This is a genomic window from Streptomyces parvulus (genome assembly GCF_014648855.1).
GTDB classification, from domain to species: domain Bacteria; phylum Actinomycetota; class Actinomycetes; order Streptomycetales; family Streptomycetaceae; genus Streptomyces; species Streptomyces parvulus.
In genome coordinates, this window is the sequence record NZ_BMRX01000018.1 from 89,582 (window position 1) to 115,883 (window position 26,302).

26 protein-coding genes, 1 pseudogene and 1 riboswitch are annotated in these 26,302 nt (G+C 73.8%); of the genes and pseudogenes, 13 read left to right on the forward strand and 14 right to left on the reverse strand.

Annotated elements, in window-relative coordinates; translation table 11 throughout:
* Nucleotides 1-57: 57 nt before the first annotated feature.
* The 4 genes from IE108_RS30125 to IE108_RS30140 form a co-directional block, all read right to left on the reverse strand.
* Nucleotides 58-1,566, reverse strand: coding sequence for a cobyric acid synthase (locus IE108_RS30125; RefSeq protein WP_064727216.1), 1,509 nt, complete (start codon nucleotides 1,564-1,566; stop codon nucleotides 58-60).
* Nucleotides 1,563-2,528 carry a cobalamin biosynthesis protein gene (locus IE108_RS30130; RefSeq protein WP_064727215.1) on the reverse strand — a complete coding sequence of 322 codons (966 nt, stop codon included), beginning with the start codon at nucleotides 2,526-2,528 and terminating at the stop codon, nucleotides 1,563-1,565. The genes IE108_RS30125 and IE108_RS30130 overlap by 4 nt, the downstream gene beginning before the upstream one ends.
* 101 nt (nucleotides 2,529-2,629) lie before the next feature.
* Nucleotides 2,630-2,770, reverse strand: a riboswitch (cobalamin riboswitch).
* A 137-nt stretch (nucleotides 2,771-2,907) separates the two neighbouring features.
* Nucleotides 2,908-3,129, reverse strand: a complete 222-nt coding sequence (locus IE108_RS30135) for a hypothetical protein (RefSeq protein ID WP_064727214.1) — start codon at nucleotides 3,127-3,129, stop codon at nucleotides 2,908-2,910.
* Nucleotides 3,130-3,163: 34 nt separating this feature from the next.
* Nucleotides 3,164-4,402: an inorganic phosphate transporter gene (locus IE108_RS30140; RefSeq protein ID WP_064727213.1), complete on the reverse strand. Its 1,239-nt coding sequence runs from the start codon at nucleotides 4,400-4,402 to the stop codon at nucleotides 3,164-3,166.
* A 224-nt stretch (nucleotides 4,403-4,626) separates the two neighbouring features.
* On the opposite strand from IE108_RS30140, the gene IE108_RS30145 reads away from it, so the two are divergent.
* From IE108_RS30145 to IE108_RS30155, 3 genes are all read left to right on the forward strand, one after another.
* A complete protein-coding gene (locus IE108_RS30145; protein WP_107420106.1) occupies nucleotides 4,627-5,301 on the forward strand; it encodes a class II aldolase/adducin family protein in 675 nt (224 codons plus the stop codon).
* Between the two features lie 158 nt (nucleotides 5,302-5,459).
* A complete protein-coding gene (locus IE108_RS30150) occupies nucleotides 5,460-6,587 on the forward strand; it encodes an alpha/beta hydrolase (protein ID WP_064727211.1) in 1,128 nt (375 codons plus the stop codon).
* Between the two features lie 168 nt (nucleotides 6,588-6,755).
* Nucleotides 6,756-8,165, forward strand: coding sequence for a hypothetical protein (locus IE108_RS30155; RefSeq protein WP_189397794.1), 1,410 nt, complete (start codon nucleotides 6,756-6,758; stop codon nucleotides 8,163-8,165).
* Nucleotides 8,166-8,169: 4 nt separating this feature from the next.
* Here IE108_RS30155 and IE108_RS34955 read toward each other — a convergent pair.
* Nucleotides 8,170-8,373: pseudogene (locus tag IE108_RS34955) on the reverse strand (VOC family protein); the annotation flags it as partial.
* Between the two features lie 143 nt (nucleotides 8,374-8,516).
* On the opposite strand from IE108_RS34955, the gene IE108_RS30165 reads away from it, so the two are divergent.
* The 3 genes from IE108_RS30165 to IE108_RS30175 all read left to right on the forward strand — a co-directional run bounded on the left by IE108_RS30165 (nucleotide 8,517) and on the right by IE108_RS30175 (nucleotide 11,632).
* Nucleotides 8,517-10,115 (forward strand): ABC-F family ATP-binding cassette domain-containing protein, encoded by a 1,599-nt coding sequence (locus IE108_RS30165; RefSeq protein WP_064727209.1) that lies wholly within the window; start codon nucleotides 8,517-8,519, stop codon nucleotides 10,113-10,115.
* Between the two features lie 334 nt (nucleotides 10,116-10,449).
* Nucleotides 10,450-10,671 carry a helix-turn-helix domain-containing protein gene (locus IE108_RS30170; protein WP_003976983.1) on the forward strand — a complete coding sequence of 74 codons (222 nt, stop codon included), beginning with the start codon at nucleotides 10,450-10,452 and terminating at the stop codon, nucleotides 10,669-10,671.
* A 157-nt stretch (nucleotides 10,672-10,828) separates the two neighbouring features.
* Nucleotides 10,829-11,632 (forward strand): enoyl-CoA hydratase/isomerase family protein, encoded by an 804-nt coding sequence (locus IE108_RS30175; protein WP_064727208.1) that lies wholly within the window; start codon nucleotides 10,829-10,831, stop codon nucleotides 11,630-11,632.
* Nucleotides 11,633-11,684: 52 nt separating this feature from the next.
* On the opposite strand, the gene IE108_RS30180 is transcribed toward IE108_RS30175, so the two are convergent.
* Nucleotides 11,685-12,479 (reverse strand): hypothetical protein, encoded by a 795-nt coding sequence (locus IE108_RS30180; protein ID WP_064727207.1) that lies wholly within the window; start codon nucleotides 12,477-12,479, stop codon nucleotides 11,685-11,687.
* Between the two features lie 88 nt (nucleotides 12,480-12,567).
* Here IE108_RS30180 and IE108_RS30185 point away from each other — a divergent pair, with 88 nt between their 5' ends.
* The 5 genes from IE108_RS30185 to amaP are packed head-to-tail and all read left to right on the forward strand — an operon-like array spanning nucleotide 12,568 to nucleotide 14,895.
* Nucleotides 12,568-13,038: an Asp23/Gls24 family envelope stress response protein gene (locus tag IE108_RS30185; protein WP_064727206.1), complete on the forward strand. Its 471-nt coding sequence runs from the start codon at nucleotides 12,568-12,570 to the stop codon at nucleotides 13,036-13,038.
* 39 nt (nucleotides 13,039-13,077) lie between these two features.
* Nucleotides 13,078-13,263, forward strand: a complete 186-nt coding sequence (locus IE108_RS30190; protein ID WP_064727205.1) for a hypothetical protein — start codon at nucleotides 13,078-13,080, stop codon at nucleotides 13,261-13,263.
* Complete coding sequence (locus tag IE108_RS30195; RefSeq protein WP_064727204.1) at nucleotides 13,260-13,643, forward strand: Asp23/Gls24 family envelope stress response protein; 384 nt, start codon at nucleotides 13,260-13,262, stop codon at nucleotides 13,641-13,643. Before IE108_RS30190 ends, IE108_RS30195 begins: the two co-directional genes overlap by 4 nt.
* The gene (locus tag IE108_RS30200) at nucleotides 13,640-14,311 is read left to right on the forward strand and encodes a DUF6286 domain-containing protein (protein ID WP_064727203.1); all 672 of its coding nucleotides are present in this window, start codon (nucleotides 13,640-13,642) and stop codon (nucleotides 14,309-14,311) included. The genes IE108_RS30195 and IE108_RS30200 overlap by 4 nt, the downstream gene beginning before the upstream one ends.
* Nucleotides 14,308-14,895 (forward strand): alkaline shock response membrane anchor protein AmaP, encoded by a 588-nt coding sequence (amaP, locus tag IE108_RS30205; protein WP_064727202.1) that lies wholly within the window; start codon nucleotides 14,308-14,310, stop codon nucleotides 14,893-14,895. Before IE108_RS30200 ends, amaP begins: the two co-directional genes overlap by 4 nt.
* A 34-nt stretch (nucleotides 14,896-14,929) precedes the next feature.
* Here the strand turns inward: amaP and IE108_RS30210 are convergent, their stop codons facing one another.
* From IE108_RS30210 to IE108_RS30245, 8 genes are all read right to left on the reverse strand, one after another.
* Nucleotides 14,930-15,685 carry an SDR family oxidoreductase gene (locus tag IE108_RS30210; protein WP_064727201.1) on the reverse strand — a complete coding sequence of 252 codons (756 nt, stop codon included), beginning with the start codon at nucleotides 15,683-15,685 and terminating at the stop codon, nucleotides 14,930-14,932.
* A gap of 4 nt (nucleotides 15,686-15,689) precedes the next feature.
* Nucleotides 15,690-17,477, reverse strand: coding sequence for a glycoside hydrolase family 15 protein (locus IE108_RS30215; protein ID WP_064727200.1), 1,788 nt, complete (start codon nucleotides 17,475-17,477; stop codon nucleotides 15,690-15,692).
* Nucleotides 17,478-17,525: 48 nt separating this feature from the next.
* Nucleotides 17,526-18,329: an SURF1 family cytochrome oxidase biogenesis protein gene (locus IE108_RS30220; RefSeq protein WP_064727199.1), complete on the reverse strand. Its 804-nt coding sequence runs from the start codon at nucleotides 18,327-18,329 to the stop codon at nucleotides 17,526-17,528.
* A 65-nt stretch (nucleotides 18,330-18,394) separates the two neighbouring features.
* Entirely contained in the window at nucleotides 18,395-18,628 is a 234-nt protein-coding gene (locus tag IE108_RS30225; RefSeq protein WP_079163808.1) for a metallothionein, read from the reverse strand.
* A 94-nt stretch (nucleotides 18,629-18,722) separates the two neighbouring features.
* Complete coding sequence (locus IE108_RS30230; protein WP_064731693.1) at nucleotides 18,723-19,715, reverse strand: DEDDh family exonuclease; 993 nt, start codon at nucleotides 19,713-19,715, stop codon at nucleotides 18,723-18,725.
* A 108-nt stretch (nucleotides 19,716-19,823) separates the two neighbouring features.
* A complete protein-coding gene (locus tag IE108_RS30235) occupies nucleotides 19,824-20,831 on the reverse strand; it encodes a CopD family protein (protein WP_064727197.1) in 1,008 nt (335 codons plus the stop codon).
* 54 nt (nucleotides 20,832-20,885) lie between these two features.
* Nucleotides 20,886-22,403 carry a S8 family peptidase gene (locus IE108_RS30240; RefSeq protein WP_064727196.1) on the reverse strand — a complete coding sequence of 506 codons (1,518 nt, stop codon included), beginning with the start codon at nucleotides 22,401-22,403 and terminating at the stop codon, nucleotides 20,886-20,888.
* 85 nt (nucleotides 22,404-22,488) lie between these two features.
* Entirely contained in the window at nucleotides 22,489-24,045 is a 1,557-nt protein-coding gene (locus IE108_RS30245; protein ID WP_064727195.1) for a S8 family peptidase, read from the reverse strand.
* A 265-nt stretch (nucleotides 24,046-24,310) separates the two neighbouring features.
* On the opposite strand from IE108_RS30245, the gene IE108_RS30250 reads away from it, so the two are divergent.
* Both IE108_RS30250 and IE108_RS30255 read left to right on the forward strand, forming a co-directional pair.
* A complete protein-coding gene (locus IE108_RS30250; protein WP_064727194.1) occupies nucleotides 24,311-24,667 on the forward strand; it encodes a DUF485 domain-containing protein in 357 nt (118 codons plus the stop codon).
* Entirely contained in the window at nucleotides 24,664-26,298 is a 1,635-nt protein-coding gene (locus IE108_RS30255) for a monocarboxylic acid transporter (protein WP_064727193.1), read from the forward strand. The genes IE108_RS30250 and IE108_RS30255 overlap by 4 nt, the downstream gene beginning before the upstream one ends.
* Nucleotides 26,299-26,302: the final 4 nt, after the last annotated feature.

Sequence of the window (26,302 nt, forward strand, 5' to 3'; positions counted from 1 at the left end):
CCTCCACGTCGCGTGCGTCACGCTGGTCGGGTACGTCGCGTTCGGGTCGCCGCGGGCTCATGCGGGCGCCCCCGGTGGCACGAAGGGCAGCCCGGACGGTGCGCCGGACTCGATGAGCCGCCACAGCGCGTCGGTGTCCGCGTGCTGTTCGATCAGGTCGCCGAGCCGGTCCAGCTGCTCCTCGCGCAGCGCTGCGAACGAGGTGTCCGGGGCCGGCACGAACCGGCGGCCCGCGGCGGCGGCCACCTCGCGCAGGAACGCCCGTCTGAAGCCGTCCGACTCCAGCGAGCCGTGCCAGTGCGTGCCCCAGGTCTGGCCGACCCGGCAGCCGTCCAGGAAGGGGGCCCCACCCAGGACCTCGGCGACCCCGTGGTGGATCTCGTAACCCTCCACGCGCTCGCCGAGCGCCTCGCCCACCGGCCGCGTCAGGGTCTTCTCGCGGGCGAACCGGACCCGTACGGGCAGCAGTCCGAGCCCTTCGACGTGCCCGGCGCGCGACTCGACGTCGTCCTCGATGTGCTCGCCGAGGAGCTGGAACCCGCCGCACACGCCGAGTACGGGCCGGCCCTCGGCCACCCGGCGCGCGATGCCGTCCGCCAGCCCCCGCTCCCGCAGCCACTCCAGCGCCCGGACCGTCCCGCGCGTGCCCGGCACGATCACGAGGTCGGCGTCGGCCAGTTCCTCGGGCCGGTCCACGAACCGCACGACGACGCCCGGTTCGGCGGCCAGCGCGTCCACGTCGGTGAAGTTGGACATCAGGGGGACCGCGCAGACCGCCACCCGCAGCACGTCCTCACCCACCGGCGGCGCGACCACCGACTCCCGCACCGTGCCGCGCAGCGACACCCGCAGCCCGTCCTCCTCGTCGATGCCCAGCCCGTGCCGGAAGGGCAGCACCCCGTACGTCCGCCGCCCGGTCAGCCCGTGCAGCATGTCGAGGCCGGGCTCCAGGAGGGAGACGTCGCCGCGGAACTTGTTGACGAGGAATCCGGCGACCAGCGCCTGGTCCTCGGGCGCGAGCAGCGCCACCGTGCCGAAGAAGGAGGCGAAGACGCCGCCGCGGTCGATGTCGCCGACGATCAGCACGGGCAGCCCGGCACCCCGCGCGATCCCCATGTTCACGATGTCGGTGCGGCGCAGGTTGATCTCGGCCGGGCTGCCCGCGCCCTCGCAGATCACCGCGTCGTAGGCGCCGCGCAGCTCGGCCAGCGAGTCGAGCACCGTGCCCAGCAGCCGCTCCTGGCGCCCGCCGTGGTAGCCGCGGGCGGTCATCTCGCCGACGGGTTTGCCGAGCAGCACCACCTGGCTGCTGCGCTCGCCGCCCGGCTTCAGCAGCACCGGGTTCATCAGCGCGGTCGGCTCCACCCGGCAGGCCTGGGCCTGCATGGCCTGCGCCCGCCCGATCTCGGCGCCCTCGCGCGTCACGAAGGAGTTGAGCGACATGTTCTGCGCCTTGAAGGGCGCGACCTTCACGCCCTGGCGCACCAGCCAGCGGCAGATGCCGGCGGTGACGACGCTCTTGCCCGCGTCGGAGGTGGTGCCCGCGACGAGGAGCCCACCGTTCATGACGTACGTCCCTTCCTCACGGCCGCGCACACCAGCAGCCGCGCGCCCGCGCACACGACCAGCGCCAGCCCGCCCACGCGCCGGGAGAGCCGCGCGGCCCGTTCGATGTCGCCGGAGCCGGCCCGGACCGCGCGGCCCGCCGCCCCGTTGAGCACGGGCCGGTGCTCGACCCGCCCGCCGTAGGAGAGCGTCCCGCCCAGGCGCACGCCCAGGGCGCCCGCGAACGAGGCCTCCACGGGACCGGCGTTGGGGCTCGGATGCCGCCCGGCGTCCGCGCGCCAGGCCCGCACGGCGCCCCGCGGATCGCCGCCGGCCGCCGCGGCCAGCAGGGCGGTCAGCCGGGCGCCCGGCCAGCCCGCGAGGTCGTCGAGGCGGGCCGAGGCCCAGCCGTAGCGCCGGTACCGGGGCGACTTGTGGCCGACCATGGCGTCCAGGGTGTTCACCGCCCGGAAGCCGAGCAGTCCCGGCACTCCGCCGACGGCACCCCACACCAGGGCCCCGACCACCGCGTCCGAGGTGTTCTCGGCGACCGACTCCACGACCGCACGCGCGATCCCGTCCGCGTCCAGCGCCTGCGGGTCACGGCCGCACAGGTGCGGCAGCCGCGCCCGGGCCGCCTCGACGTCCCCGGCCTCCAGCGCCCGGCCGACGGCCAGGGCCTCGCGCGCGAGCGACGTACCGCCGACCACGGCCCAGGTGGCCGCGCCGGTCAGCGCGACCGAGGCGGCGGGGGAGCGGCGTACGGCGTGCGCCGCGGCCGCGCCCAGGGCGGTGGCGCCTCCGGCGCACACGAGGGTGTGCAGCGCGCCCCGGCCCCGGTGGTCACGCCACAGCACCCGTTCCACGGCACCGGCGGCGCGGCCGAACGCGGCGACCGGATGCCCGCGGCGGGGGTCGCCGAGGAGGACGTCACCGAGCAGGCCGCCGGCGGCGCCGTACGCGAAGACGCGTCCGGCACGCACGGGTTCAGCCGGTCACGGGGTCGGAGGAGCACCAGGTACGGAACGTCGGTCGGCAGCCGGGCATCGCGTCGCGTCCTCACTCAGGGTGTCCACGCCCTGGTTCGAAGAGTCCGGCGGTGAGAGTTCCTGGCTGCCGGGGGCCTGACCCCCGGTCACAGTGGCGGGACCGCGCCGGAATCGCACCGGGCTTCCTCTCCTGCCGCCGTCAATGGCCCCGGAAGTCCACCACGGTCCGAGAAGGCCCGTCAACCTGGCGTTGACCTGCGGCGGGGGAGTGTGCGGAGGCCCACACGAGGGCCGGACGCGCCGGCGCGCGAAGAGGCGGGGCGCACGACGGTCCGAGTCCGTCGCGCGCCCCGCCCCAGGGGTGCGTGGTGGGTCAGGCGACGATCAGGTAGATCCCGTACGCCACCGCCGCGGCGCAGGCCGCGAAGCACGCGTACGCGCCGGTGACCGCGAGGGCCGCGGAGCCGCCCGCCGCGGTGGCCCGCTCCTGGCGGGAGAGGCCGGCGATGCCGAGGGTGAACAGGCCCACCAGGGCCACGGTGGCCACGAGGCTGACGCCGAAGACGGAGCCCAGTGCTGCCCAGTCGATGCTCATGGGGGTTCGCTTCCTTCGTACCCGGGAGGCGGGCTCAGACGGTGGTGGCGGCCGAGTGGGCCTTGGCCTCGGACGGGTCGGCCGGGACGTCGGCCGTCAGGTCGGCCGGGCCGGTCGGGGGCGGGGAGACGGCGGCCATGGCCGTGGTGACCACGCCGACGGGCTCGGCCTCGTGCGGGTCGACGACGTTGGTGTGGTCGACGACCTCGCGCCGGGAGATCTTCCAGATGGCGGCGCTGGAGGCGACCAGGAAGACCGCGACGACTGCCGTGCCCCAGTCGCCCATGCGGCAGACCCACTCGGCGATCGCGGCGACCAGCGCCGCGGCCGGCAGCGTCAGACCCCAGGCGACGAACATCCGGGTGGCCGTGGACCAGCGCACCACGCCGCCCTTGCGGCCGAGGCCCGCGCCCATCACGGCACCGGAGACCGAGTGCGTGGTGGAGAGGGAGAAGCCGAGGTGCGAGGAGGCCAGGATGACCGTCGCGGCGCTGGTCTGGGCGGCGAAGCCCTGCTGCGGCTGGAGGTCGGTCAGGCCCTTGCCCATGGTGCGGATGATGCGCCAGCCGCCGAGGTAGGTGCCGAGCGCGATGGCGACGCCCGCGGAGAGGATGACCCACAGGGGCGGGTCCGAGTCGGGGGCGAGCGAGCCGCCGGCCACCAGGGCCAGGGTGATGATGCCCATCGTCTTCTGCGCGTCGTTGGTGCCGTGCGCCAGCGAGACCAGCCCGGCGGAGGCGATCTGCCCGGCGCGGTAGCCCTTCGCGGCGGCCTTGCCGTCGGCGCGGCGGCCGAGCCGGTAGGTCAGCCGCGCGCCCAGCAGCGCCGCGACGCCCGCGACGATCGGGGCGGCGATCGCGGGGATCAGCACCTTGGTGACGAGCGCGTCGCCGTTGACGGCGCCGACGCCGGCCGAGGCGACCGCGGCACCGATCAGACCGCCCATCAGGGCGTGCGAGGAGCTGGACGGGAGGCCGACCAGCCAGGTCAGCAGGTTCCAGAGGATCGCGCCGACCAGGGCGGCGAAGATGACCTCGGGACGGATGCCGGTCTCGTCGACGAGACCCTTGGAGATCGTGTTGGCGACCTCCACGGAGAGGAAGGCGCCTACAAGGTTGAGGACGGCGGACATCGCCACCGCCACCTTGGGCTTGAGCGCACCGGTCGAAATGGTCGTTGCCATCGCGTTCGCGGTGTCGTGGAAACCGTTCGTGAAATCAAACGCGAGTGCGGTTACCACCACAATCGCGAGGATCAGCGAGAAGCTTTCCATTTACCCAGGCAATCGTTCGAGGTCATTGGCTGGACGAACGTAGGTAACCATGGTGAACGGAAGATGAACTGGGCAGGGCGTCGCGGTGACCGGAACCGGGGGTGCCGCGTCCCTGTGCGTGGCCGTCCCGGTGCTCTCCGGAGACGCCCCTGGCAGGATCGCCGCGAGACCGGCCGCCGGTGTGCCGGGAGGGGCGCCCGAGCGCCCGTGAGGAGGCGGTGACTGTGACGTATTCGCGGGTCGGAGGGGCCGGCCCGGACGAGGAGCGGGCCTGGGCCGAACTCGTCGCGGCGGCCCGGCGCACGGTGGCGGACGGGCTGGTGGTCGGCACCTCCGGCAACGTCTCGGTCCGCGTCGGCGACACGGTCCTCGTCACCCCGTCGGGTGTGCCGTACGACCGTCTGGCCCCGGGTGACGTGACCGGCGTCGGCCTCGACGGGCGGCAGGTCCTCGGGACCCTGGTCCCCACCAGCGAACTGCCCCTGCACCTCGCCGTGTACCGCGCGGACGACACCGCCCGGGCCGTCGTCCACACCCACGCCGTGCACGCGACGGCCGTCTCGCTGCTGGTGCCCGAACTGCCGCCGGTCCACTACATGACCGCAGCGCTCGGCGGCCCCGTCCGGGTCGCCCCGTACGCCGCCTACGGCACCGAGGAGCTGGCCCGCGGCATGCTCGACGCCCTCGCCGGCCGCACCGGCTGCCTGCTGCGCAACCACGGCACGGTCACCTACGGCACCTCCCTGGACCAGGCCTACGACCGCACCGCCCAGCTGGAGTGGATGTGCCGGCTCTGGCTCACCGCCTCCTCGGTCCCGGGCCGCACGCCGTCCCTGCTGACCTCCGGGCAGCTCGCGGAGGCGGCGGAGCGGCTGCGCGGGTACGGGCAGCCGGACTGACCCGGCGCGTACCCGCCCCGTTCCGGGGTACCGGCAGCGGGACCGCACCCATGGCTCCCGGCCCGGGCGGACGCGCGGAGGACGCTGTCGACGGAGCGCCGTCACCCCCCGCCCACCGTCCACTGGCCGCCCGAGGACTCCACCAGGAGACTGGCCCCATGCGCACTGTCACAGCAACGGCCGCCGCCCTCACCGCTGCCCTGGCGGCCGGCGCAGCGAGCGTCGCGGCCGGCCGGCTCGCCAGCGACGCCGCGCTCAAGGCGCCCCCCGGCCGGCCGCTGCCCACCGAGCCCCGGCTCACCGTGCACGGCACCGCGGCCGGCCGGATCACCCTCACCCGGGACCTGGCCGCGCTGCGCCCCGGCCGGTACGGGCTGGCGGGCGACGGCTCGCACGCGGTCGTCGGTCCGGTCCTGGGCAGCGCGGAGCACGGCGCCGACACCGTCGTACGCCGCCTCGAACGCGTCACGCACGGCACGCTGGAAGCCGGCGACCGGGCCTGGTTCACGCCCAACCTCTACGTCGGCAACCCCGGCACCGCCCTCGGCATCGAGCACACCGACGTCGAGATCCCCGGCGAACTCGGCCCGCTCCCGGGCTGGTTCGTGCCCGGCGCCCGCCCGACCTGGATCATCGCCGCGCACGGACTGGCCGCCACCCGCGAGCACGTGCTGAACCTGCTGGCCCCCCTGCACGAGCGCAGCGTCCCGGTGCTCGCCCTCGCCTACCGCGGCGACGTGGGTGCGCCGCCCTCGCCCGACGGCCTGCACCACTTCGGCGAGACCGAGTGGCGCGACCTGGACGCGGCCGTCCGCTACGCCCTCGACCACGGCGCCCGCCAGGTCGTGCTGCTCGGCTGGTCCACCGGCGCCACCATGGCCCTGCGCACCGCGGCGCTCTCCGGCGTCCGCGGGCGCATCGCGGGGCTGGTCCTGGACTCCCCGGTCCTCAGCTGGGAGACCACCCTGCGCGCCCTCGCCGCCGCCCGCCGCACCCCGGGCCCCCTCCTGCCGCTCGCCGTGCGCGCCGCCCAGGGCCGCGCCGGACTCCACGCCGACCAGGACACCGGCACCGCGGGCCTGCACCGCCCCGCCGTCCCCACGCTGATCTTCCACGGCCCCGGCGACACCGTGGCCCCCTGGCGGCTCTCCCGGCGGCTGGCCGAAACCCACCCGCGCCTGGTCTCCCTGCACACCGTCCGGGACGCCCCGCACGGAGCCATGTGGAACGCCGACCCCGCGGACTACGAAGAGACGCTGCGCCGCTTCATGACCCCCCTGGTCTGACCCGCCGCGGCACCGGCGCAGGGCATGAGCCTCCGGTTCCGTTTAGCGCCGTACCACTGGCTCGTTCCGCCCCCCGGACTGCCCGCCGGACCCCCGACTCCGCCCTCCGCGGCGGCCGTCGGGGCATTCCGTTTGGGTTTTCGGACCGTCAACCGGAAGACTGCACCCGTGACGTCCCGTATCCCGCGCGACTCCAGGCTTCGACTCGTCCGCCCACGACCCCTGGCCGCCGCCCCCCAAGCGATCAACCAGCGGCGTCCGCGCCGCCCCGCGCCGCGTCCGCCGGAGGGCACACCGGCCCGCTCGGAGCTGGCCCGCATGGCGCGTTCCGGTCTGGCCGGCGCGGCCCGCGTCGCCCGCTGGGCCGACTCCGCCCTCGGCCCCGGCCGCGGCAGCGCGACCGCCGACGGCAAGGCCACCCTCTCGGACGCCACCGCCGACCAGGCGGCCCGCGAACTGGGCCTGACCGCCGCGACGATCCGCGCCGACTGGGACACCGCCCGCCTCGCCGGGCTGATCGAGGTGCACGGCGACTCCGCCCGCCCCGGCTGGCGGCTGCGGGCCTGGAACCGCGACGACAGCGCGGTGCTGCGCGGCTGGGTCGCGCTCTTCGACGCCTGGTCGCTCGCCCACCCCGAGCCCGCCGGCCAGGAGCCCGCCGCCGTCGCCGAGGTCGTCTCCGCGATGCCCCAGGTGCTCTCCTTCCTCCAGCTGTCCGCCGGACCGGTCCCCGTGGACCAGCTCCTGGACCTGCTGGAGCAGCGCGTCACCGAGCTGCGCACCGAACGCTGCGAGGTGCCCTACGGCCCCCGCCTGGAGCCCGGCACCGAACCGGCCCCGGACCCCACCGCCGACACCCCGCTCGCGCCGCTGCTCGACTGGGCCCTGCACGCCCTCGCCTCCGTCGGCGCCCTCACCTGCGGCGACGGACAGGCCACGCTGACCCCGCTCGGCAACTGGGCGGTCTGGGTCAAGCTGGAGCAGATCTGCGTGGCCGCCCAGAGCCCCGCCGGCAACATCGAGCAGCCGGCCGAGGACATGCTCCGCGGCTGCGCCCAGCTGCGCCCCAACGCCGCCCGCGCCGAGTACCGCGCCTGGCTCGCCGCCCGCCCCGTCGGCAGCGCCGTCGCCGAACTGCTCGGTGCCGCGCGCGGCGAGGACGCCCTGCTGCGGGGCCTCGCCTTCGACGCGCTGCGGGTGGTCGGCGCCCCCGCCGAACCCGACGTCCGGGGCGTCGTCGACGAGCCGACGCTCAGGCCCTACGCCCTGCTGTGGCTGGCCGAGCACGACGGCGCCGACCCCGAGGACGCCCACGAGGCCCTCACCCGCCGGGAGGCCACCTGGCTCTGGGTGGACACCGCGGCCGCCGTCGCCGACCACGGGGAGGCACCGCTGCTCGTCCGGCACCTGGAGGCGGCGGTCCAGTTCACCGTCCCCGCGCTGCTGGAGGAGGTCCGCGCGGTCGGCCACCCCCGCACCGTGCAGGTCCTGGTGGCCCTCGCCGCGGCCCATCCCGACCCCGCCCTGGCCAAGGCGGTGCGCCGGGCCGCCTTCCAGGTCCACACCGGGGGGAGCTGACCGGCTCCACGGCCCGCCGGTGGTGGGCGTCGACGTCCGCCACGACGACGTACACCCCGGTCGTGCCGGAGCTCTCCATCGCCGCGTCGAAGCGGCTGCCCTTGCCCTTGGAGCCGAAGGCCTCGGTGAGCTGCCGGACCGCCGCCTTCGCGGCCGCGCACCGCGGCGCCGGGAAGACGCCCGGGCCCGCGCCGTCGGTGCCCGCCATGCCGATCAGCCCCTCGTGAGGCGGGGAAAAGGGGTTGCACCGCCCCGTTAGAATGGCCCCCATGGCCATTCTCCTCGCGCATTAGACGGCGGGAAACGTCCTCAGCCGCCCATCCCGCCCCCACCCGCCCCAGGAGTCTGACCGTGATCTCCGCCTCCGGCATCGAGCTGCGCGCCGGTGCCCGCGTCCTCATCGAAAGCGCCACCTTCCGCATCGCCAAGGGCGACCGCATCGGCCTGGTCGGCCGCAACGGCGCCGGCAAGACCACCCTCACCAAGGTGCTGGCCGGCGAGGGCCAGCCCGCCGGCGGCACCGTCACCCGCTCCGGCGAGGTCGGCTACCTCCCGCAGGACCCCCGCACCGGCGACCTCGACGTGCTCGCCCGCGACCGCGTCCTCTCCGCCCGCGGCCTGGACGTACTGATCCGCAAGATGCGGGAGAACGAGCAGCGCATCGCCAACGGCCAGGGCGCCACCCGCGAGAAGGCGCTGCGGCAGTACGAGCGCCAGGAGACGGAGTTCCTCACCAAGGGCGGGTACGCCGCCGAGGCCGAGGCCGCCACCATCGCCGCCGCGCTCAACCTGCCCGACCGGGTGCTCGGCCAGCCCCTGCACACCCTCTCCGGCGGTCAGCGCCGCCGGATCGAGCTGGCCCGGATCCTGTTCTCGGACGCCGACACCCTGCTGCTCGACGAGCCGACCAACCACCTCGACGCCGACTCGATCGTCTGGCTGCGCGACTACCTGAAGACCTACCGCGGCGGCTTCATCGTGATCTCCCACGACGTCGACCTGGTCGAGACGGTCGTCAACAAGGTGTTCTACCTGGACGCCAACCGCTCCCAGATCGACGTCTACAACATGGGCTGGAAGCTCTACCAGCAGCAGCGCGAGGCCGACGAGAAGCGCCGCAAGCGCGAGCGGCAGAACGCGGAGAAGAAGGCCTCCGCGCTGCATTCGCAGGCCGACAAGATGCGCGCCAAGGCCACCAAGACCGTCGCCGCGCAGAACATGGCCCGCCGGGCGGACAAGCTGCTGGCCGGGCTGGAGTCCGAGCGCAAGTCCGACAAGGTCGCCAAGCTCCGCTTCCCCGAGCCGGCGCCCTGCGGCAAGACCCCGCTCACCGCCGAGGGCCTCTCCAAGTCGTACGGCTCGCTGGAGATCTTCACCGACGTCGACCTGGCCATCGACAAGGGCTCCCGGGTCGTCATCCTCGGGCTCAACGGCGCCGGCAAGACCACCCTGCTCAGGCTCCTCGGCGGCGTCGAGAAGCCCGACACCGGCCAGGTCGTCGAGGGCCACGGCCTCAAGCTCGGGTACTACGCCCAGGAGCACGAGACCCTCGACCCCGAGCGCACCGTCCTGGAGAACATGCGCTCGGCCAACCCCGACCTCGACCTCGTCGAGGTGCGCAAGACGCTGGGCTCGTTCCTGTTCTCCGGCGACGACGTCGACAAGCCGGCCGGCGTCCTGTCCGGCGGCGAGAAGACCCGCCTGGCGCTGGCCACCCTCGTGGTGTCCTCGGCGAACGTGCTGCTCCTCGACGAGCCCACCAACAACCTCGACCCGGCCAGCCGCGAGGAGATCCTCGGCGCGCTGCGCACCTACAAGGGCGCCGTCGTCCTCGTCACCCACGACGAGGGCGCCGTCGACGCCCTCCAGCCGGAGCGGATCATCCTGCTGCCGGACGGCGTCGAGGACCTGTGGGGCGCGGACTACGCGGATCTCGTCGCCCTGGCGTGATCGAATGGATGATCCACTGAGTATGGATCATTCGGCCGAGCCGTGATCCACCATCTGTGTGAGATCTCCTCATCAAGAGGTGCGTCCTACATCCATTTCGCGGCCGGACCCCCCAGTGCCGGGGGTCCGGCCGCGACGCCTTTCTGACCTGGAATTACGCGCGGAAACCCGTTCGGCGGAACGGGCGGGAATCTTTGGAATTCCGCATTCCACATGTGGGGACACGCTCCTGTCGTCACATCCTTGACTCATCGACCTTGCCGAATGGGTGGCCAGGAGGCGCGGGAGGGGTGATCATGAGGAGACCAGAGCGCACTTCCTTGAGGAGGCACGGGTGGCCGAGACTCTGAAGAAGGGCAGCCGGGTTACCGGCGCCGCGCGCGACAAGCTCGCGGCAGACCTGAAGAAGAAGTACGACGCCGGTGCGAGCATCCGGGCGTTGGCCGAGGAAACCGGCCGCTCGTATGGCTTTGTGCACCGCATGCTCAGCGAGTCGGGCGTCACGCTCCGAGGGCGTGGCGGGGCTACCCGGGGCAAGAAGGCCACTTCGGCCTGACACCCCGGCGGCCTCCCGACTCCGAAAGTGAAGGTGGTCACCCGGTCGGTCGTCCGGCCGTCCGGGTGGTTACTGTGCAGTCACTTAGCTCTGCCGTCACACGGCTTCCGGGCCGGCGTACGGCGGGGACGACGACCGCACCTTTCGGAGGCGCCCCATGGCTTCGCCCGCCCACGACACCGGTCCCGCACTCGACCGGGACGGCGTGCGGCTCACCGTCGACGACGCGATCGCCACGGTGACGCTGACCAACCCCGCCAAGCGCAACGCGCAGAGCCCCGCTCTGTGGCGGGCGCTCGCCGAGGCCGGCCGGCTGCTGCCCGGTTCCGTCCGCGCCGTGGTGCTGAAGGCCGAGGGCAAGTCCTTCTCGGCCGGTCTCGACCGGCAGGCCTTCACGCCCGAGGGCTTCGACGGCGAGCCGTCGTTCATCGACCTCGCGCGCGGCGGCGACGCCGAGCTGGACGCGGCCATCGCCGAGTACCAGGAGGCGTTCACCTGGTGGCGGCGCGGCGACATCGTGTCCGTCGCGGCCGTGCAGGGGCATGCCATCGGGGCGGGCTTCCAGCTGGCCCTCGCCTGTGACCTGCGCGTCGTCGCCGACGACGTGCAGTTCGCCATGCGCGAGACCAGCCTGGGCCTGGTGCCCGACCTGACCGGCACGCACCCCCTGGTGTCCCTGGTCGGCTACGCCCGCGCGCTGGAGATCTGCGCGACCGGGCGCTTCGTCCTGGCCGACGAGGCGGTGAACAGCGGCCTGGCCAACCTGGCCGTTCCCGCCGACCAGCTCGACGGCGCCGTGCACGACCTGGTCTCCGCGGTCCTGGCCGCCCCCCGCGACGCGGTCGTCGAGACCAAGGTGCTGCTCCAGGGCGCCCAGAACCGCGACGCCGAGGCCCAGCGAGTCGCCGAACGCGCCGCCCAGGCCCGCCGCCTGCGCGACCTGGCGGGCCTCGGGGAGTAGCCGGGCCCGCCGGGCCGGGGGCGGTGGGAAGGGCGGCAGGCCCTGGGCCCGGTCAGGTGGGCCGGGACACCGCCGTCACCACCACCGCCACCGACGGGCGGTCCGGCAGGGCCTCGGACACCACCGCACGGACGCGCCGGGCCACCTCCACCGTCCGGTGGTCCGCCGCCACCGCCAGCTCCACCCGGACGTGGCGGCGCGGCAGCGCCCCCTTGGCCGGCGACTCCGTCAGATGCACCGGACGGCCCAGTACGCCGGCCAGCCGGGCGACGCCGGCCACCCCGAGCGCGGCGGTGGCGACGCGCCCCTCGTCCCCGTCCCGGTCCACCGCGTCCGGGCGCCCCGGCTCCGCCTGGTCCCTGGGCCCGGCCTCGCGGGTCTCCCGCCCGGCCTCCCGCTCCTGCCCGGGGTCCGCGTCCGTGTCCGGGCCGGCGTCCCCGAGGCCCGTCGCCCGCAGGTCCACGTCCGTCACCGCGAGCCCGAGCCGCTCGGTCGCCGCCCGCGTCAGTACCGCGCGCAGGCGCCCGGCCGTCGCGGGCAGCGGTTCCGCGCCCGGCGCGACCCCGCCCACCACGGCGGTGAAGTCGGCCGTCACCCGCAGCGGCCCGGGCGGCAGGGCCCCCGGGGGCGGCGGTACGGCCGGCTCCCGCGTCTCCTCGGGGTCCGCGAGCCCGATGCGCAGATCGCCCGGACGGACTCCCGCGACCCCTCCGGCGGCGTCCAGCAGCACCTCCCGCGCCGCCCGCTCCGCGATCCACGCCCCGTCCCGGGCCCCGCCCAGCGGCAGCAGCCTGCCGAGCCCCAACCGCTCGCGCATCGTGCGCGTCCACCGGTCCGCCGTCGTCATTCCTCCACCCTGCCGTATCCGTGGCGCGCCGCGACCCAACCGGAACTACCGTGGTCAAGGGGACCACGACCGGAAGGGACGTACGGCCATGACCGACATGGAGACCCAGCGGGCAGGGCAGGACACCATCGGCGCCCCCGGTACGGGCAAACGGCGTGGCGGAGGAGAGCCCGGCGCCCGCGGACGCACCACCATCGCCGACGGCGTCGTGGAGAAGATCACCGGAATGGCGGCACGTGACGTCGCCGGTGTGCACGCCATGGGCAGCGGGGTGTCCCGCACCTTCGGCGCCGTACGCGACCGCGTGCCCGGCGGCGACCGCTCCGGCGTGACGCGGGGCGTGAAGGCCGAGGTCGGGGAGAAGCAGACCGCGCTGGATCTGGAGATCGTCGTCGAATACGGCGTGTCGATCTCCGACGTGGCCCAGGACGTGCGGGAGAACGTGGTGAACGCGGTCGAGCGGATGACCGGTCTGGAGGTCGTCGAGGTCAACATCGCGGTCAGCGACGTGAAGCTGCCCGACGAGGAGGACGAGGAACCGGAGCCCCGGATCAAGTGACGTGGAGGATGAGGCAGCGGTGAACGAGGGGAGCGCACCATGAGCATGGCCGTGGTCGGCCTGATCGCCGGCATGGCGCTGGGATTCGCCGGGTACTTCGGCGGCTTCGGCGCCTTCGTGCTGGTCGCCGCCCTGGGGGCGGTCGGGTTCGTCGTCGGCCGGTTCCTGGAGGGCGACATGGACCTCGGCGACTTCTTCCGCCCCCGCGACGACCGGCGGCGGTGACCGGCGTGAGCGGTGGGGCCGGTGAGGTCCTGGAACCCCTCGCGGTGGTCGCGCCGGCCGAGCGCGGCGCCACGCGGATCGCCGACCGGGTGGTCGCCAAGGTCGCCGCGCAGGCGGCCCGCGAGGCGGTCGGCGCACTCCATCCGGACGCCGCCCGCCCGCACGCGACGGTCGCCGTCCACCACGACACCGCCCACGTCCGGGTGCACGTCGAACTCGACTACCCCTGCGACATCGGCGCCCGCTGCGGTCAGGTGCGCCACCAAGTCGTGCAGCGGGTCAGGACATTGGTGGGCATGGCGGTGCCGGAGGTCGCCGTCCAGGTGGAGCGGCTGCACCTGGCGCGGGAGTACGGCGAGAAGCGGGGGAGGACGCGATGAGCGAGCCCCTGGGCTCCGAGGCCGCCGAGGGCAGCACCCGGCGCCTGCCGGTCGTGGAACGGGACCCCGGCCGGCCGGACCCGCCCGACCTGGAGAAGGACACCGAGGAGGCACCCCCGAGCGGAAGGGCCGGCCGCTTCTGGTCCGCGCGCCGCGTGCCCGCGGGCATCGTCGCCCTCCTGCTCCTGCTCCTGGCCGGGGCCTTCCTCTACGACGTCGTCGCCGTCCGCACCGGCCGCGACGCCCTCGGCTGGCGCCGCGACCTGGCCCGGCAGCTCGCCGAACGCCCCCTCGACGACACCTGGGTGCTGGTCGGCGCGGGAGTCGCCGCCGCCCTCGGGCTCTGGCTGCTGCTGCTGGCCCTCACTCCGGGCCTGCGCCGGACGCTGCCGATGCGGCGCACCCACCCGGACGTGCGCGCCGGGCTGCACCGCGACGCCGCCGCCACCGTGCTGCGCGACCGGGCCATGGAGGTCCCCGGGGTGCAGTCGGCCCGGGTGCGGCTGCGCCGCCGCAGGGCACGCGTGCGCGCGCTGTCGCACTTCCGGGAACTGGACGACGTACGGGCCGATCTGGACGGCGCCCTCGACGACGCGGTGCGCGGGCTGGGCCTGGCCCGGCCGCCCTCCGTGTCGCTGCGGGTGGCACGCCCCGGCCGGAAGGGGTGAGGGCGGTGCTGCGAACCGTCAACCGTGTACTGACCGGACTCGCGGGTCTCGTCCTGGTCGCCGTCGGCGGCGCAGTGCTCGCCGTCGGTTTCGACGCCCCCGCGCCCTCCTGGTGGGTCCACCAGGGGCCGCACGACGTACTGCTGACCACCGCCGAGCGGACCCGGTGGCGGGACGCCGGCTGGTGGTGGCCGGTCGTCATCGCCGCCCTCGCCGTCCTGCTGCTGCTCGCCCTGTGGTGGCTGGTCGCGGTCCTGCGCCGCCGCCGGCTCACCGAGGTCCTCGTCGACACCGGCGACGGCGAGGCCGCCACGCTGCGCGGCCGGGCGCTGGAGGGAGCGCTGGCCGGGGAGGCCGACCGGGTGGACGGGGTCGAGCGGGCCAGGGTCCGGCTCACCGGACGCCGCGACGCCCCGAGGACCCGCGTCCGGCTGCTCCTCGCCCCCCACGTGGACCCCGGCACCGCCCTGCGGGACCTCACCGGCGGCGCCCTGACCCACGCCCGCGCCTCGGCGGGCCTCGCGTCCCTCCCGGCGGAGGTCCAGCTCCGCGGCGTCAAACACCACGCCGAACGCGTCAGCTGACCGGCGCACCCGGCGTCACGCCGGAGGCGCCGCGCTAGAACCCGTGCCGCACCCCGCCGTCCACCGGCAGCATCACACCGGTGAGGTACGACGCCGCCGGGGACAGCAGGAACGCCGCGGTGCGGCCGAACTCCTCCGGGGTGCCGTAACGGCGCAGCGGGATGCGGGACTCGGCGGCCGCCCGTGTCGCCTCCGGGTCGGCCGACAGGCCGTCCAGCTCGCGCACCCGGTCGGTGTCGACGCGGCCCGGCAGCAGGCCGACGACGCGGACGCCGCGCGGCCCCAACTCGTCGGCGAGGGACTTGGCGAAGCCGGCCAGCCCCGGCCGCAGGCCGTTGGAGATGGTCAGGCCGGGGATCGGCTCGTACACCGAGCCCGACAGCACAAACCCGATCACCCCGCCCTCCTCCAGCTCGCCCGCCGCGCCCCGGGCCAGCCGCACCGCACCGAGGAACACCGACTCGAAAGCCGCCTGCCACTGGTCGTCCGTGTTGTCGGCGACGAACCCGGGCGGCGGCCCGCCCACACTGATCAGCACACCGTCGAAGCGGCCGAAGCGCTCCCGCGCGGTGGCGATCAGACGTTCGGCCGCCTGCGGGTCGGCGTTGTCCACGGCCACGCCCACCACGTCCGGGCCCAGCTCGGCCGCGGCCTGCCCGACGCTCCCCTCGTCCCGCCCGGTGACGACCACTTTCGCCCCGTCGGCGACCAGTTCGCGCGCGGCCGCGTTGCCCAGGCCGCGGGTGGCTCCCGTGACGACGTACACCCGGTCCTTCAGTCCAAGATCCATGGCCCTATCCTGCCCCCTCCTCCCCGAACAGGGCGAGGGCGGTGTTGACCAGACCGACGTGACTGAACGCCTGCGGGAAGTTGCCCAGCTGGCCGCCGGCCACCGGGTCGTACTCCTCCGCCAGCAGACCGACGTCGTTGGTCAGGCCCACCAGCCGCTCGAACAGCTCCCGGGCCTCCTTGGTCCGGCCGATCGCGTGCAACGCGTCCGCGTACCAGAACGAGCACACCAGGAACGTGCCCTCACTGCCGGGCAGGCCGTCGACCGCCTCGCCCTCGGTGCTGTAGCGGCGCACCAGGCCGTCCCGGGTCAGCTCCGCGCCGACGGCCTCGACCGTGCCGACGACCCGGGGGTCGTCCGGGGGCAGGAAGCCGACGCGCGGTATCAGCAGCACCGAGGCGTCCAGTTCCCGCGAACCGTAGGACTGGGTGAAGGTCCTGCGCTCCGGGTCGTACCCCTTCTCGCAGACCTCGCGGTGCACCTCCTCGCGCAGCGCCCGCCAGCCCTCCAGGTCGCCGCCGCCCAGCTCGGGATGGGCCTCCAGGGTGCGCACCGCGCGGTCCAGGGCCACCCACGTCATCACCTTCGAGTGCACGAACTGCCGGCGCCCGCCGCGCACTTCCCACAGCCCCTCGTCGGGCTCGCGCCAGGCGCCGGCCAGGAAGTCCATCAGCGCGCACTGCAGCTCCCACATCTGTGGCTGCGGACGCATGCCCGCCTCCCGGGCCAGCGACAGCGAGTCCATGACCTCGCCGTAGACGTCCAACTGGAGCTGGTTCACCGCGTCGTTGCCGATGCGCACGGGGGTGGCGTCCGCGAACCCGGACAGCCACGGCAGCTCGAACTCGGGCAGCCGCCGCTCGCCCGCGAGCCCGTACATGATCTGGAGGTCGTCCGGGCTGCCCGCGACCGCGCGCAGCAGCCAGTCGCGCCACGCCTCGGCCTCCTCCAGATATCCGGCGGACAGCAGGGCGCCCAGGGTGAGCGTGGAGTCGCGCAGCCAGCAGAAGCGGTAGTCCCAGTTGCGCACGCCGCCCGGTTCCTCGGGCAGCGAAGTGGTGGGGGCGGCCACGATGCCGCCGGTGGGCTGGTAGGTGAGCGCCTTCAGCGTGATCAGCGAGCGGACGACGGCGTCCCGGTGCGGGCCGTCGTACCGGCACCGCGCGGCCCAGGTCCGCCAGTCCTCGACGCTGTGCTCCAGGGCCACGAACGGGTCGATCAGCGGCGGCCGCTGCTCGTGCGAGGGGTGCCAGGTCAGGACGAACGCGACCTTCTCGCCCGCGGCGACCGTGAACTCCGAGTGGGTGCCGTAGTCCTCGCCCCAGCTGCGCACCTCGGGCTCGCTGCGCAGCCACGCCGAGTCCGGCCCGGCGACCGCCACCCGGTGCCCGTCGGACCTGCGTACCCACGGGACGACCGAGCCGTAGTCGAAGCGCAGCCGGAGCACGCTGTGCATGGTGACCTCGCCGCTCAGGCCCTCCACGACGCGCACCAGGTCGGGGGCGCGGTCCCGCTGGGGCATCAGGTCGGTGACCCGGACCGCGCCGTCCTCGGTCTCCCACTCGGTGTCGAGGACGAGGGTGTCCGGCCGATAGGCGCGGCGGGTGCAGCGCTCGGCGCCCTTGGGCGCGATGCGCCAGTGGCCGTTGTCCTCGTCGCCGAGCAGCTTGGCGAAGCAGGCCGCGGAGTCGAAGCGGGGGAGGCAGAGCCAGTCCACGGAACCGTCCGTGGAGACCAGGGCGGCGGTCTGCTGATCGCCGATGAGCGCGTAGTCCTCGATGTCGGTGTGCACGAAATCTCGTCTTCCCGACCGGGGGCGGAGCATTCTGCCGCCCCCGCGCTACACCGCCGCGGGCTGCGCCGACTCCTCGGACTCGTCCTCGCCCCCGCCGTCCTCGGCGGCGCGGTCCCTCACCTCGCGGCGCGCCAGCACGAACCAGCCGATCGGCACACCGGCGGAGAACAGCCACCACTGGACGGCGTACGCCATGTGGTTGCCGATGCTGTCGTGGTCGGGCTCCGCGATCAGTTCGGGGGTGTCGCTGGCGGGCTCCGGCTCGGTCATCTCGACGTAGCCGCCGAGGACCTGCCTGCCGAGGCGCTCCGCCTGCTGCTCGCTGTTGATGAGCATGACCTGGCGGTCGGGCAGGCCCGCGACGTTCTTGATGCCGCTGTCCTCGGTGGTCTGGTCGGGCATCAGCCGACCGGTGACGGTGGTCTCGCCCGCCGGGGGCGCCGGGATCTTCGGGAAGGCGGTCTGGCTGGCGCCGTTCGAGGGGATCCAGCCCCGGTTGACCATCAGCACCTTGCCGTCGTCCAGCACGAACGGGGTGAGGACGTGGTAGCCGACGCGGTCGTCCGCGTTGGTGCGGCGGCGGACGACGACTTCGTCGGCGGTGTCGAAGTGCCCCTTCGCCGTCACCCGGCGGTAGAGGTCGTCGTCGTCGACCTCGGCCCCGGGGGAGGTCATGGACTCGGCCGGTACCGGCCGGGCCGCCAGGGAGTCCGCGATCACCTTGTTCAACGCGACCCTGTGCTCGTGGCGGTGCAGCTGCCAGAAGCCCAGCTCGATCATCGTCGGGATGAGCGCGAGCGCCACGAGGGTGAGGATCACCCACTGGCGGGACAACAGGAACCGGTACACCCCACGACGGTACAACTCGGTCGTGGGGCACCGTACGGCGGGTGGGGCTTGTGCCGGCCGGGGGCTCAGACCTTGTCGACGATCCCCGCCCTCCCCTCCGCGCGGGCGCAGTGGGCGCCGCAGTACCAGTGGCCCTCCACCTCGACGCCCTGGCCGATGATCTGGACCCGGCAGTGCTCGCAGATGGGGGCCATCCGGTGGATCGCGCAGGAGAAGCAGTCGAAGACGTGCACCGCTCCCTGGGCGTGGACCTCGAAGGACATTCCGTAGTTGTTGCCGCAGACTTCGCATGTCGCCATGGGCCACAGGGTGGGCCGTGACCGCGAGACGGGCGAGCGGCCGCCGGGCGAGTCGCCGGGAATCACCCGTCCGTACGGCCGGTCCCGGCCACCGTCACAAAGCCGCGTCCGCCGCCTCCACGTCCGCCAGCAGCTGCCCGAACGCCGCCTCGTCCACCACCGGGGTGCCGTACTGGCGGGCCTTGACCACCTTGGAGGTGCCCGAGTCCGGGTCGTTGGTGACCAGCAGGCTGGTCAGCCGGGAGAGGCTGGTGGCGACGTGCAGCCCCGCCTCCGCGGCCCGGTCCTCCAGCAGGTCCCGCTCCACGGAGGTGTCACCCGAGAAGGCGACCCGCATGCCCTGCTTGAGTCGTTTGCCCGGTTCGTACCGGCCGGGGTTGGGATAGGGGCAGGCGGGCCGCTTGCGGGAGGGGCGCCAGGTGCCCGGCCGGTAGGAGCCGTGCCCGGCCTGCTGCCCGATCCGGGGCGCGGGCCGGTCCGACCACTCGGTCAGCGGCCGGCACTCGTGCAGCGGCAGCCGCACGCCCCCGGCCGCCGCCGCGGCCAGACTGGGCCGGAAGGCCTCCGCCAGCACCCGCGCGTCGTCCAGCGCGTGGTGCGCCCGCTGCTGTACCACGCCGTAGTGCGCGGCCAGCGACTCCAGCTTGTGGTTGGGCAGCGGCAGGCGCAGCTCCTTCGAGAGCGCGATGGTGCACAGCCGTTGGCGCACCGGCGCCTCCCGGCTCGCCCGGGCGTACTCCCGGGCGATCATCTGCCAGTCGAAGACGGCGTTGTGCGCGACGAGGACCCGCCCGTCGAGCCGGGCCGCGAACTCCTCGGCGACGTCCGGGAAGAGCGGCGCGTCCCGGAGCACGGCACTCGTCAGACCGTGTATCCACACCGGGCCCGGGTCGCGCTGCGGATTGACCAGCGTGTACCAGTGGTCCTCGACCTCGCCGCGCGCGTCCAGCCGGTACACCGCCGCGGAGATGATGCGGTCGTCGCGGGCCAGGCCGGTGGTCTCCACGTCGACGACCGCGTATCCCCGGGGATACGCGGCCGGCCAGGCAGTCGCGGACGGCGCCGCGGTCGTACGGTCTTCGAGCATGGTCACTGAGGATACGGGCCGGGACCGACACTCCGGTGCCGGAGGTGCCGCGGACGACGCCGCCGAAACGGTTCCTCCGTCAAGTTCCGGACGGTGGGGGAGGGTTGCTCACCAGCGGATCGGTACCGGAAGGGCCGTCAGGAGCCCCGAGACCGCGACGACCGCGCCCAGAGCCACGACCTCCGCGCGCGCGGGCGGACAGGCGGTCAGCGGGTCGGCCGCGCGGCTCAGCCGGATCCTGGCCCACAGGGCGAGCGCGGCGACGGCGGCCACCAGGACCACCTTGGCGAGCAGCACCCGCCCGTACGCGGTGTCCGTCAGCTGGTCCGCGATCGTGCCCGGCTCCATCCGGCGCAGCGAACTGCACACCCCGGTCGCGGTGAGGGCGGCCAGCAGAACCGCCGCCACGCGCGCGTAGAGCCCCAGCAGCGCCGGACCGGCCTCGGCGCCCCGCCACCGCCGCAGCGTCCGCAGGGCGTAGAGCAGACCGCCCGCCCACAGCGAGGCGCACGTCAGATGGGCCAGCGTGAGGGCCGAGCCCAGCAGCGGGCTGTACTCGGTCGTGGGGTGGGCGCGCAGCGCCTCCGCGACGACCACCGCGGCCAGCGGCCAGACCTGGCTGCCGGGGCGGCGCGAGAGGGCGCACAGACCCGCCGCGAGGAATGCGTTGACCTCCAGCAGCGCGAGCTTGCCGTCCCTGGAGGCGTAGAGACCGCCCACGTCGATGTCGGCGGCGCCGTCCGGCACCAGGTTGCCCGTCGCCACGACCGACGCCAGCCCCAGGGCGGCGGCGAACCCGGCCCCGGCCGCCTGCGGCGACCAGCTGCGGGGCCGCTCCGGGGGCGCGCCGGGGAGCGAGTGGGCCAGCCGGTTCACGAACAGCTCGCCGAGCGGCACGCTCAGCGCGGCGAAGAGCACCGCGCGCAGCAGCGCGATGCCGCCGGTGCCCGGTGCCTCGGCCTCTCCCGTGCCGCGCAGGGCGGGGGAGGGGCCGAGCACCGGTATGAGCGCGGCCAGCGCCACCAGCGCGAGCACGGCCGCGGTCCGGCCGGTACCGGAGGGCGTCGCGTGCCGTCCGGTACCGGTGGTCCGGGACTTGGGTCGGGTCGGGGTCACCCCAGGATCTTCACCAAGTCCCCGGAACCGGGCAAGTTCCCCGGTGGGTACCCGCTACCAGCGCACCGCGTCCAGCGCGTCGGCCATGCCCCACCCGTAGAAGCCGTTGCGGTTCTTCGAGCCCTCGCACACCGCGTCGACCTTGCCGTCGCCGTCGATGTCGTACGGCTTGGTGCACGGCGTGGCGTCGGCCTGCGCGTACAGCAGCGCCTTGACGAGGGCCGGCGGTGCGTACGGGTGCGTCGACTTGATCAGCGCGGCGACGCCCGCGACGTGCGGCGACGCCATCGACGTACCGGCCATGTAGCCCCACTTGCCGCCCGGCAGCGTGCCGAGGATCAGTCCGCTGGTGGCGGGCGGCGCCGGCGTCTGGTACGCCGTCGAGTCACCGCCGGGCGCGGCGATGTCGATGACGCCCAGACCGTGGTTGGAGAACGACGACTTGAGGCCCTTCGCACCGGTCGACGCGACCGTCACGACGCCCGGCAGCTGGGTCGGGATGTCCAGGCACTCCGACGGGTCGACGGTCCGGTCCCCGGGCGTCGTGTCGTTCGGCGAGGAGGGGTCGGTGATCTGGTCCGAGGAGAGGTCGTAGTTCTCGTTGCCGGCCGCGGCGACGTTGACCGCGCCCTTCTTCTCCGCGTACCGGGACGCCCGCGAGACGGCCTCGACGAGCGCCTTCTGGTCCGGGTCGTTCTTGCAGTTGAAGTACCAGGGGTCGGTGTAATAGCTGTTGTTGGTCACGTCGACGCCGTGCTCCGCCGCCCACACGAAGCCGCAGACCACGGCCTCGGTGTAGAAGAAGCCGTCGGGGTTGGACACCTTGATGCCGGAGACCTTCACCCCGGGCGCCACACCGGTCATGCCGACGCCGTTCTTGGCGGCGGCGATCTCACCGGCGACGTGGGTGCCGTGCGGGCTCTCCGCCGCGCCCGGCCGCCAGGCGCCGTCGGTGGTGTCCGGCTTGCCCGAGACGCAGTTGACCGACGCGTTCCGGTCGAAGTTCGGGGCGATGTCCGGGTGGGTGTCGTCGACGCCGGTGTCGATGACGGCGACGGTCACCTTCTGGCTGCCCAGCGTCTTCTCGTGCGCCTTGTCCGCCTTGATGGCCGGCAGGTCCCACTGGAGGCCCTCCAGCGGGTCCTGGCCCTCGGCGGCCTCGGCGGCCGCGATCTCCTTGCCGCTGAGCACCTTCGGGGCGCCCGTGTCGGTGGTGGCGGCCGAGGGCAGCGGCGCGGTGCGCGTGGCACCGGCCGACTGCACGCCCCGCACCTTGCGGACCGACTTGGCGAAGTCCGGGTTCGCGGAGTGGACGACGACCACGCCGATCCGGTCGTACGACGTCACGATGGTGCCGCCGGCCTTGGCTATCGCCTTGCGCACGGACGCCGAAGGACCGTGCCCGGGGGCGACGTTGACGACGTAGCTGAGCGAGGTCGCGTCCGCCGCGGGGGAGGGGGCGGCCTCCGCCGCGGTGGCCGGGTTGCCCGGCAGGAACGCCAGCGAGGCGGCCACGGCCAGGCCGGCCGGGATCGCGAGGGCGCGGCGGTGACGCGAGTGCTGTGCGGTCATGTGCGGTGTCTCCAGTTCGTTGCTGAAACCGGTGCGTGACGGAAGGGAAAGCGGAAGAGGCGAAAGGGGGCCGGTCGCGGGCGGGTCACTTCACCGCGCGGAGCGCGTCGACGACGCCGAAGCCGTAGAAGCCGTTGACGCGCGCGCCGCCCTCGCACGTGGCGTCCTGCGCGCCGTCGCCGTCCTGGTCGTAGGAGCCGGGGCAGCCGGGGTTGTCCGCCTGGGCCTTGAGCAGCGACTGGAGCACGGCCGGCGAGGCGTGGCGGTACTTCGACTTCAGCAGCGCGGCGACGCCCGCCGCGTGCGGCGACGCCATCGACGTGCCCTGCAGGAAGCCGTACTGGCCGTTCGGCATCGTCGACAGGATGCGGCCGTTCTTCGACGGCGTGTCCGGGACCTGGTAGCGCCCGTCGCCGCCCGGCGCGGCGACGTCGACGACGCCCTTGCCGTACGACGAGTAGTACGACTTCTCCTCGTCGACGCCCGTGGCGCTCACGGTGACGACACCCGGCAGCTGGGTCGGGACGTCGTAGCACTCGTGCGGGTCGATGGTCCGGGTGACCGGCGTGGAGTCGTCGGGGCTGGAGTCGTCGACGATCGCGTCGGAGTCCAGGTCGTGGTTGGAGTTGCCCGCGGAGGCGAGGTGCAGGGTGCCCTTGCGCTGGGCGTAGAGCTGGGCCCGGTTGACCGCGTCGACGATCGCCCGCTGGTCGGGGTCGTCCATGCAGTTGTACAGCCACGGGTCCACGTAGTAGCTGTTGTTGGTGATCTCCACCCCGTGGTCGGCGGCGAACACGAAGGCGCACACCACGTTCTCGGGGTAGAAGAGCCCGTTGTCCGGGTCGCTCACCTTGATGCTCGACACCTTCACGCCCGGTGCGACACCGGCGACGCCGACGCCGTTGCGGGCGGCGGCTATCTCGCCGGCCACGTGGGTGCCGTGGTAGTCCTCGGCGGTGTACGGCCGCCAGGCGCCCGCACTGGTGTCCGCCGTGCCGCCGACGCAGTTGGCGGACTGCGAGGCGGAGAAGTTCGGGGCGAGATCGGGGTGGGTGTCGTCGACGCCGGTGTCGATCACGGCGACGGTGACGCGGGAGCTGCCCGGGTTGATCTTCGCGGCCTGGTCGGCGCCTATCGCGCGCAGGTCCCACTGGTCCGCTTCCAGCGGCTCGCCCGCCCCCGCGGCCCGCGACGCCCGCGCGGTGCGCTCGGCCTGCTCGGCGGAGAGCGGCTCGGCGGCGCCCTGGTCCGTCGTCCCGGCCGCCGTCAGCGGCGCCGTGCGGGTCGCGCCCGCCGACTGCACGCCGCGGACCTCGCGCATCGCGGCGGCGAAGCCGGGGTCGGCCGAGTGGGCGACGATCACGCCGATCTTCCCGTAGGCGGCGACCACGGTGCCGCCCGCTGCGGCGACGGCACGCTCCACGGCCGCGACCGTCCGCCGGTCCGTGCGGGTGTTGACGACGTACGCCAGCTTCGGCCCGTCCGCGGCCCGGCCGGCCCGCGCCTCCTGGGCGGCGGCCTCCGCGCCCGGGGCGGCCGACGCGGCCGCCGGCAGGAAGCCGAGCGACGCCGTCAGCGAGAGCACGACCGGCACCGCGAGCGCGAACCCGCGTCTGGAGCGCGGGGAACGCAGATGATCCATGGGGTCTCCACATCATCCGGTAACGAAACCGGCCCGAGACACGGGTGGTGCTCGGGCAGGTACATGACGGAGTGGTGCAGGGTGAAGCTATCCCCCGAAGTCGCTGGCCAGCAATGACCCACCGAGGGCGACTTCGGAAAGTGCCCGCCGCGTTGAACCGGTCCCCGCGGGGCGCCGTGTCGTTGGACAGGGAGCCCGAGCACGACCAGCTCCCTGTGAGAACACCGAGGTCCAAGCCGCTATGACCGTCGTACGAGGAGACTCCGTGGCCCCCGACGCACCGCCCCCCTCGAAAGAGGAACGCGCACTTCCCTCCGCCGAGGAGTTCTCCGAAGTGCAGCAGAGCGCCGAGTTCGCCGAACTGCGCCGCTCCTTCCGCTCCTTCGCGTTCCCGCTGACGATCGCGTTCGTCGTCTGGTACCTGCTCTACGTGCTGCTGTCGAACTACGCCGGCGGCTTCATGGGCACGAAGCTCTTCGGCAACATCAACGTCGCCTTCGTCTTCGGCATCGCCCAGTTCGTCACCACGTTCCTCATCGCCTGGTGGTACTCGCGGCACGCCGCCGCGCAGCTCGACCCCAAGGCCGAGGCCATCAAGTCCCGGATGGAGGGCGGCGCATGAGCCCCGCACAGACCGTTCTCGCCGCCGAACTGGCCGCCAACGAGGCCAGCGAGCACCGGCCGCTGATCATCACGCTGTTCGCGGTCTTCGTCCTCGCCACCCTCGGCATCACCGTGTGGGCGGGCCGCCAGACCAAGGACGCCGCCGACTTCTACGCGGGCGGCCGCCAGTTCAGCGCCTTCCAGAACGGCCTCGCCGTCTCCGGCGACTACATGTCCGCCGCGTCCTTCCTCGGTATCGCCGGCGCGATCGCCCTCTTTGGCTACGACGGCTTCCTGTACTCCATCGGCTTCCTGGTCGCCTGGCTGGTCGCCCTGCTCCTGGTGGCCGAGCCGCTGCGGAACTCCGGCCGCTACACCATGGGTGACGTCCTCGCGTACCGCATGCGCCAGCGCCCCGTGCGCACCGCCGCCGGCACCTCCACGATCGTCGTCTCGATCTTCTACCTGCTGGCCCAGATGGCGGGCGCCGGCGTCCTGGTCTCGCTGCTGCTCGGCATCACCTCCGACGCCGGCAAGATCCTCATCGTCGCCCTGGTCGGCGTCCTGATGATCGTGTACGTCTCCATCGGCGGCATGAAGGGCACCACCTGGGTCCAGATGGTCAAGGCCGTGCTGCTGATCGGCGGCACCATCCTGATCACCTTCCTGGTGCTGCTGAAGTTCGACTTCAACATCTCCGACCTGCTCGGCACCGCCGCCGAGAAGAGCGGCCACGGCGCCGCCTTCCTCGAACCCGGCCTCCAGTACGGCATCAACGGGACGACCAAGCTGGACTTCATCTCCCTGGGCATCGCCCTGGTCCTCGGCACGGCCGGCCTGCCGCACATCCTGATCCGCTTCTACACGGTGCCCAACGCCAAGGCCGCCCGTAAGTCCGTGAACTGGGCGATCGGCATCATCGGCGCCTTCTACCTGATGACCATCGCGCTCGGTTTCGGCGCCGCCGCGCTCGTCGGCCCCAAGGAGATCACCGAGTCCAACCCGTCCGGCAACACGGCGGCACCCCTGCTCGCCCTGCACGTCGGCGGCGTCGACTCGGCCTGGGGCGCGATCCTGCTCGCGACGATCTCGGCGGTGGCCTTCGCGACCATCCTCGCCGTGGTCGCCGGCCTCACCCTCGCCTCGTCCTCGTCCTTCGCGCACGACATCTACGCCAACGTCATCCGCAGGGGCCAGGCCACCGAGAAGGAGGAGATGCGGGCGGCCCGCTGGGCCACCGTCTTCATCGGCATCGTCTCCATCGCGCTCGGCGCCCTCGCCCGCGACCTGAACGTGGCCGGCCTGGTCGCCCTGGCCTTCGCCGTCGCCGCGTCCGCCAACCTGCCGACCATCCTCTACAGCCTCTTCTGGAAGCGCTTCACCACCCAGGGCGCCCTCTGGTCGATCTACGGCGGCCTGATCGTCGCCGTCGGCCTGGTGCTGTTCTCGCCGGTGGTCTCCGGCGACCCGAAGGCGATGTTTCCGGACGTCGACTTCGCCTGGTTCCCGCTGAAGAACCCGGGCCTGATCTCCATCCCGTTCGGCTTCCTGATGGGCTGGCTCGGCACGGTCCTGTCCAAGGAGGAGCCCGACAAGGCGAAGTACGCCGAACTGGAGGTCCGGTCCCTGACCGGCACCGGAGCGCACTGACCCG

What these genes read in the sequence shown, in the direction of transcription:
- IE108_RS30175 (WP_064727208.1), top strand. Translation starts at nt 10,829, where the DNA reads ATGGCTTCGCCCGCCCACGACACCGGTCCCGCACTCGACCGGGACGGC.
- IE108_RS30210 (WP_064727201.1), bottom strand. Translation starts at nt 15,685, where the DNA reads ATGGATCTTGGACTGAAGGACCGGGTGTACGTCGTCACGGGAGCCACC.
- IE108_RS30255 (WP_064727193.1), top strand. Translation starts at nt 24,664, where the DNA reads ATGAGCCCCGCACAGACCGTTCTCGCCGCCGAACTGGCCGCCAACGAG.
- IE108_RS30240 (WP_064727196.1), bottom strand. Translation starts at nt 22,403, where the DNA reads ATGACCGCACAGCACTCGCGTCACCGCCGCGCCCTCGCGATCCCGGCC.
- IE108_RS30140 (WP_064727213.1), bottom strand. Translation starts at nt 4,402, where the DNA reads ATGGAAAGCTTCTCGCTGATCCTCGCGATTGTGGTGGTAACCGCACTC.
- IE108_RS30150 (WP_064727211.1), top strand. Translation starts at nt 5,460, where the DNA reads ATGCGCACTGTCACAGCAACGGCCGCCGCCCTCACCGCTGCCCTGGCG.
- IE108_RS30125 (WP_064727216.1), bottom strand. Translation starts at nt 1,566, where the DNA reads ATGAACGGTGGGCTCCTCGTCGCGGGCACCACCTCCGACGCGGGCAAG.
- IE108_RS30225 (WP_079163808.1), bottom strand. Translation starts at nt 18,628, where the DNA reads ATGGCGACATGCGAAGTCTGCGGCAACAACTACGGAATGTCCTTCGAG.
- IE108_RS30190 (WP_064727205.1), top strand. Translation starts at nt 13,078, where the DNA reads ATGAGCATGGCCGTGGTCGGCCTGATCGCCGGCATGGCGCTGGGATTC.
- IE108_RS30230 (WP_064731693.1), bottom strand. Translation starts at nt 19,715, where the DNA reads ATGCTCGAAGACCGTACGACCGCGGCGCCGTCCGCGACTGCCTGGCCG.
- IE108_RS30180 (WP_064727207.1), bottom strand. Translation starts at nt 12,479, where the DNA reads ATGACGACGGCGGACCGGTGGACGCGCACGATGCGCGAGCGGTTGGGG.
- IE108_RS30245 (WP_064727195.1), bottom strand. Translation starts at nt 24,045, where the DNA reads ATGGATCATCTGCGTTCCCCGCGCTCCAGACGCGGGTTCGCGCTCGCG.
- IE108_RS30200 (WP_064727203.1), top strand. Translation starts at nt 13,640, where the DNA reads ATGAGCGAGCCCCTGGGCTCCGAGGCCGCCGAGGGCAGCACCCGGCGC.
- IE108_RS30185 (WP_064727206.1), top strand. Translation starts at nt 12,568, where the DNA reads ATGACCGACATGGAGACCCAGCGGGCAGGGCAGGACACCATCGGCGCC.
- IE108_RS30135 (WP_064727214.1), bottom strand. Translation starts at nt 3,129, where the DNA reads ATGAGCATCGACTGGGCAGCACTGGGCTCCGTCTTCGGCGTCAGCCTC.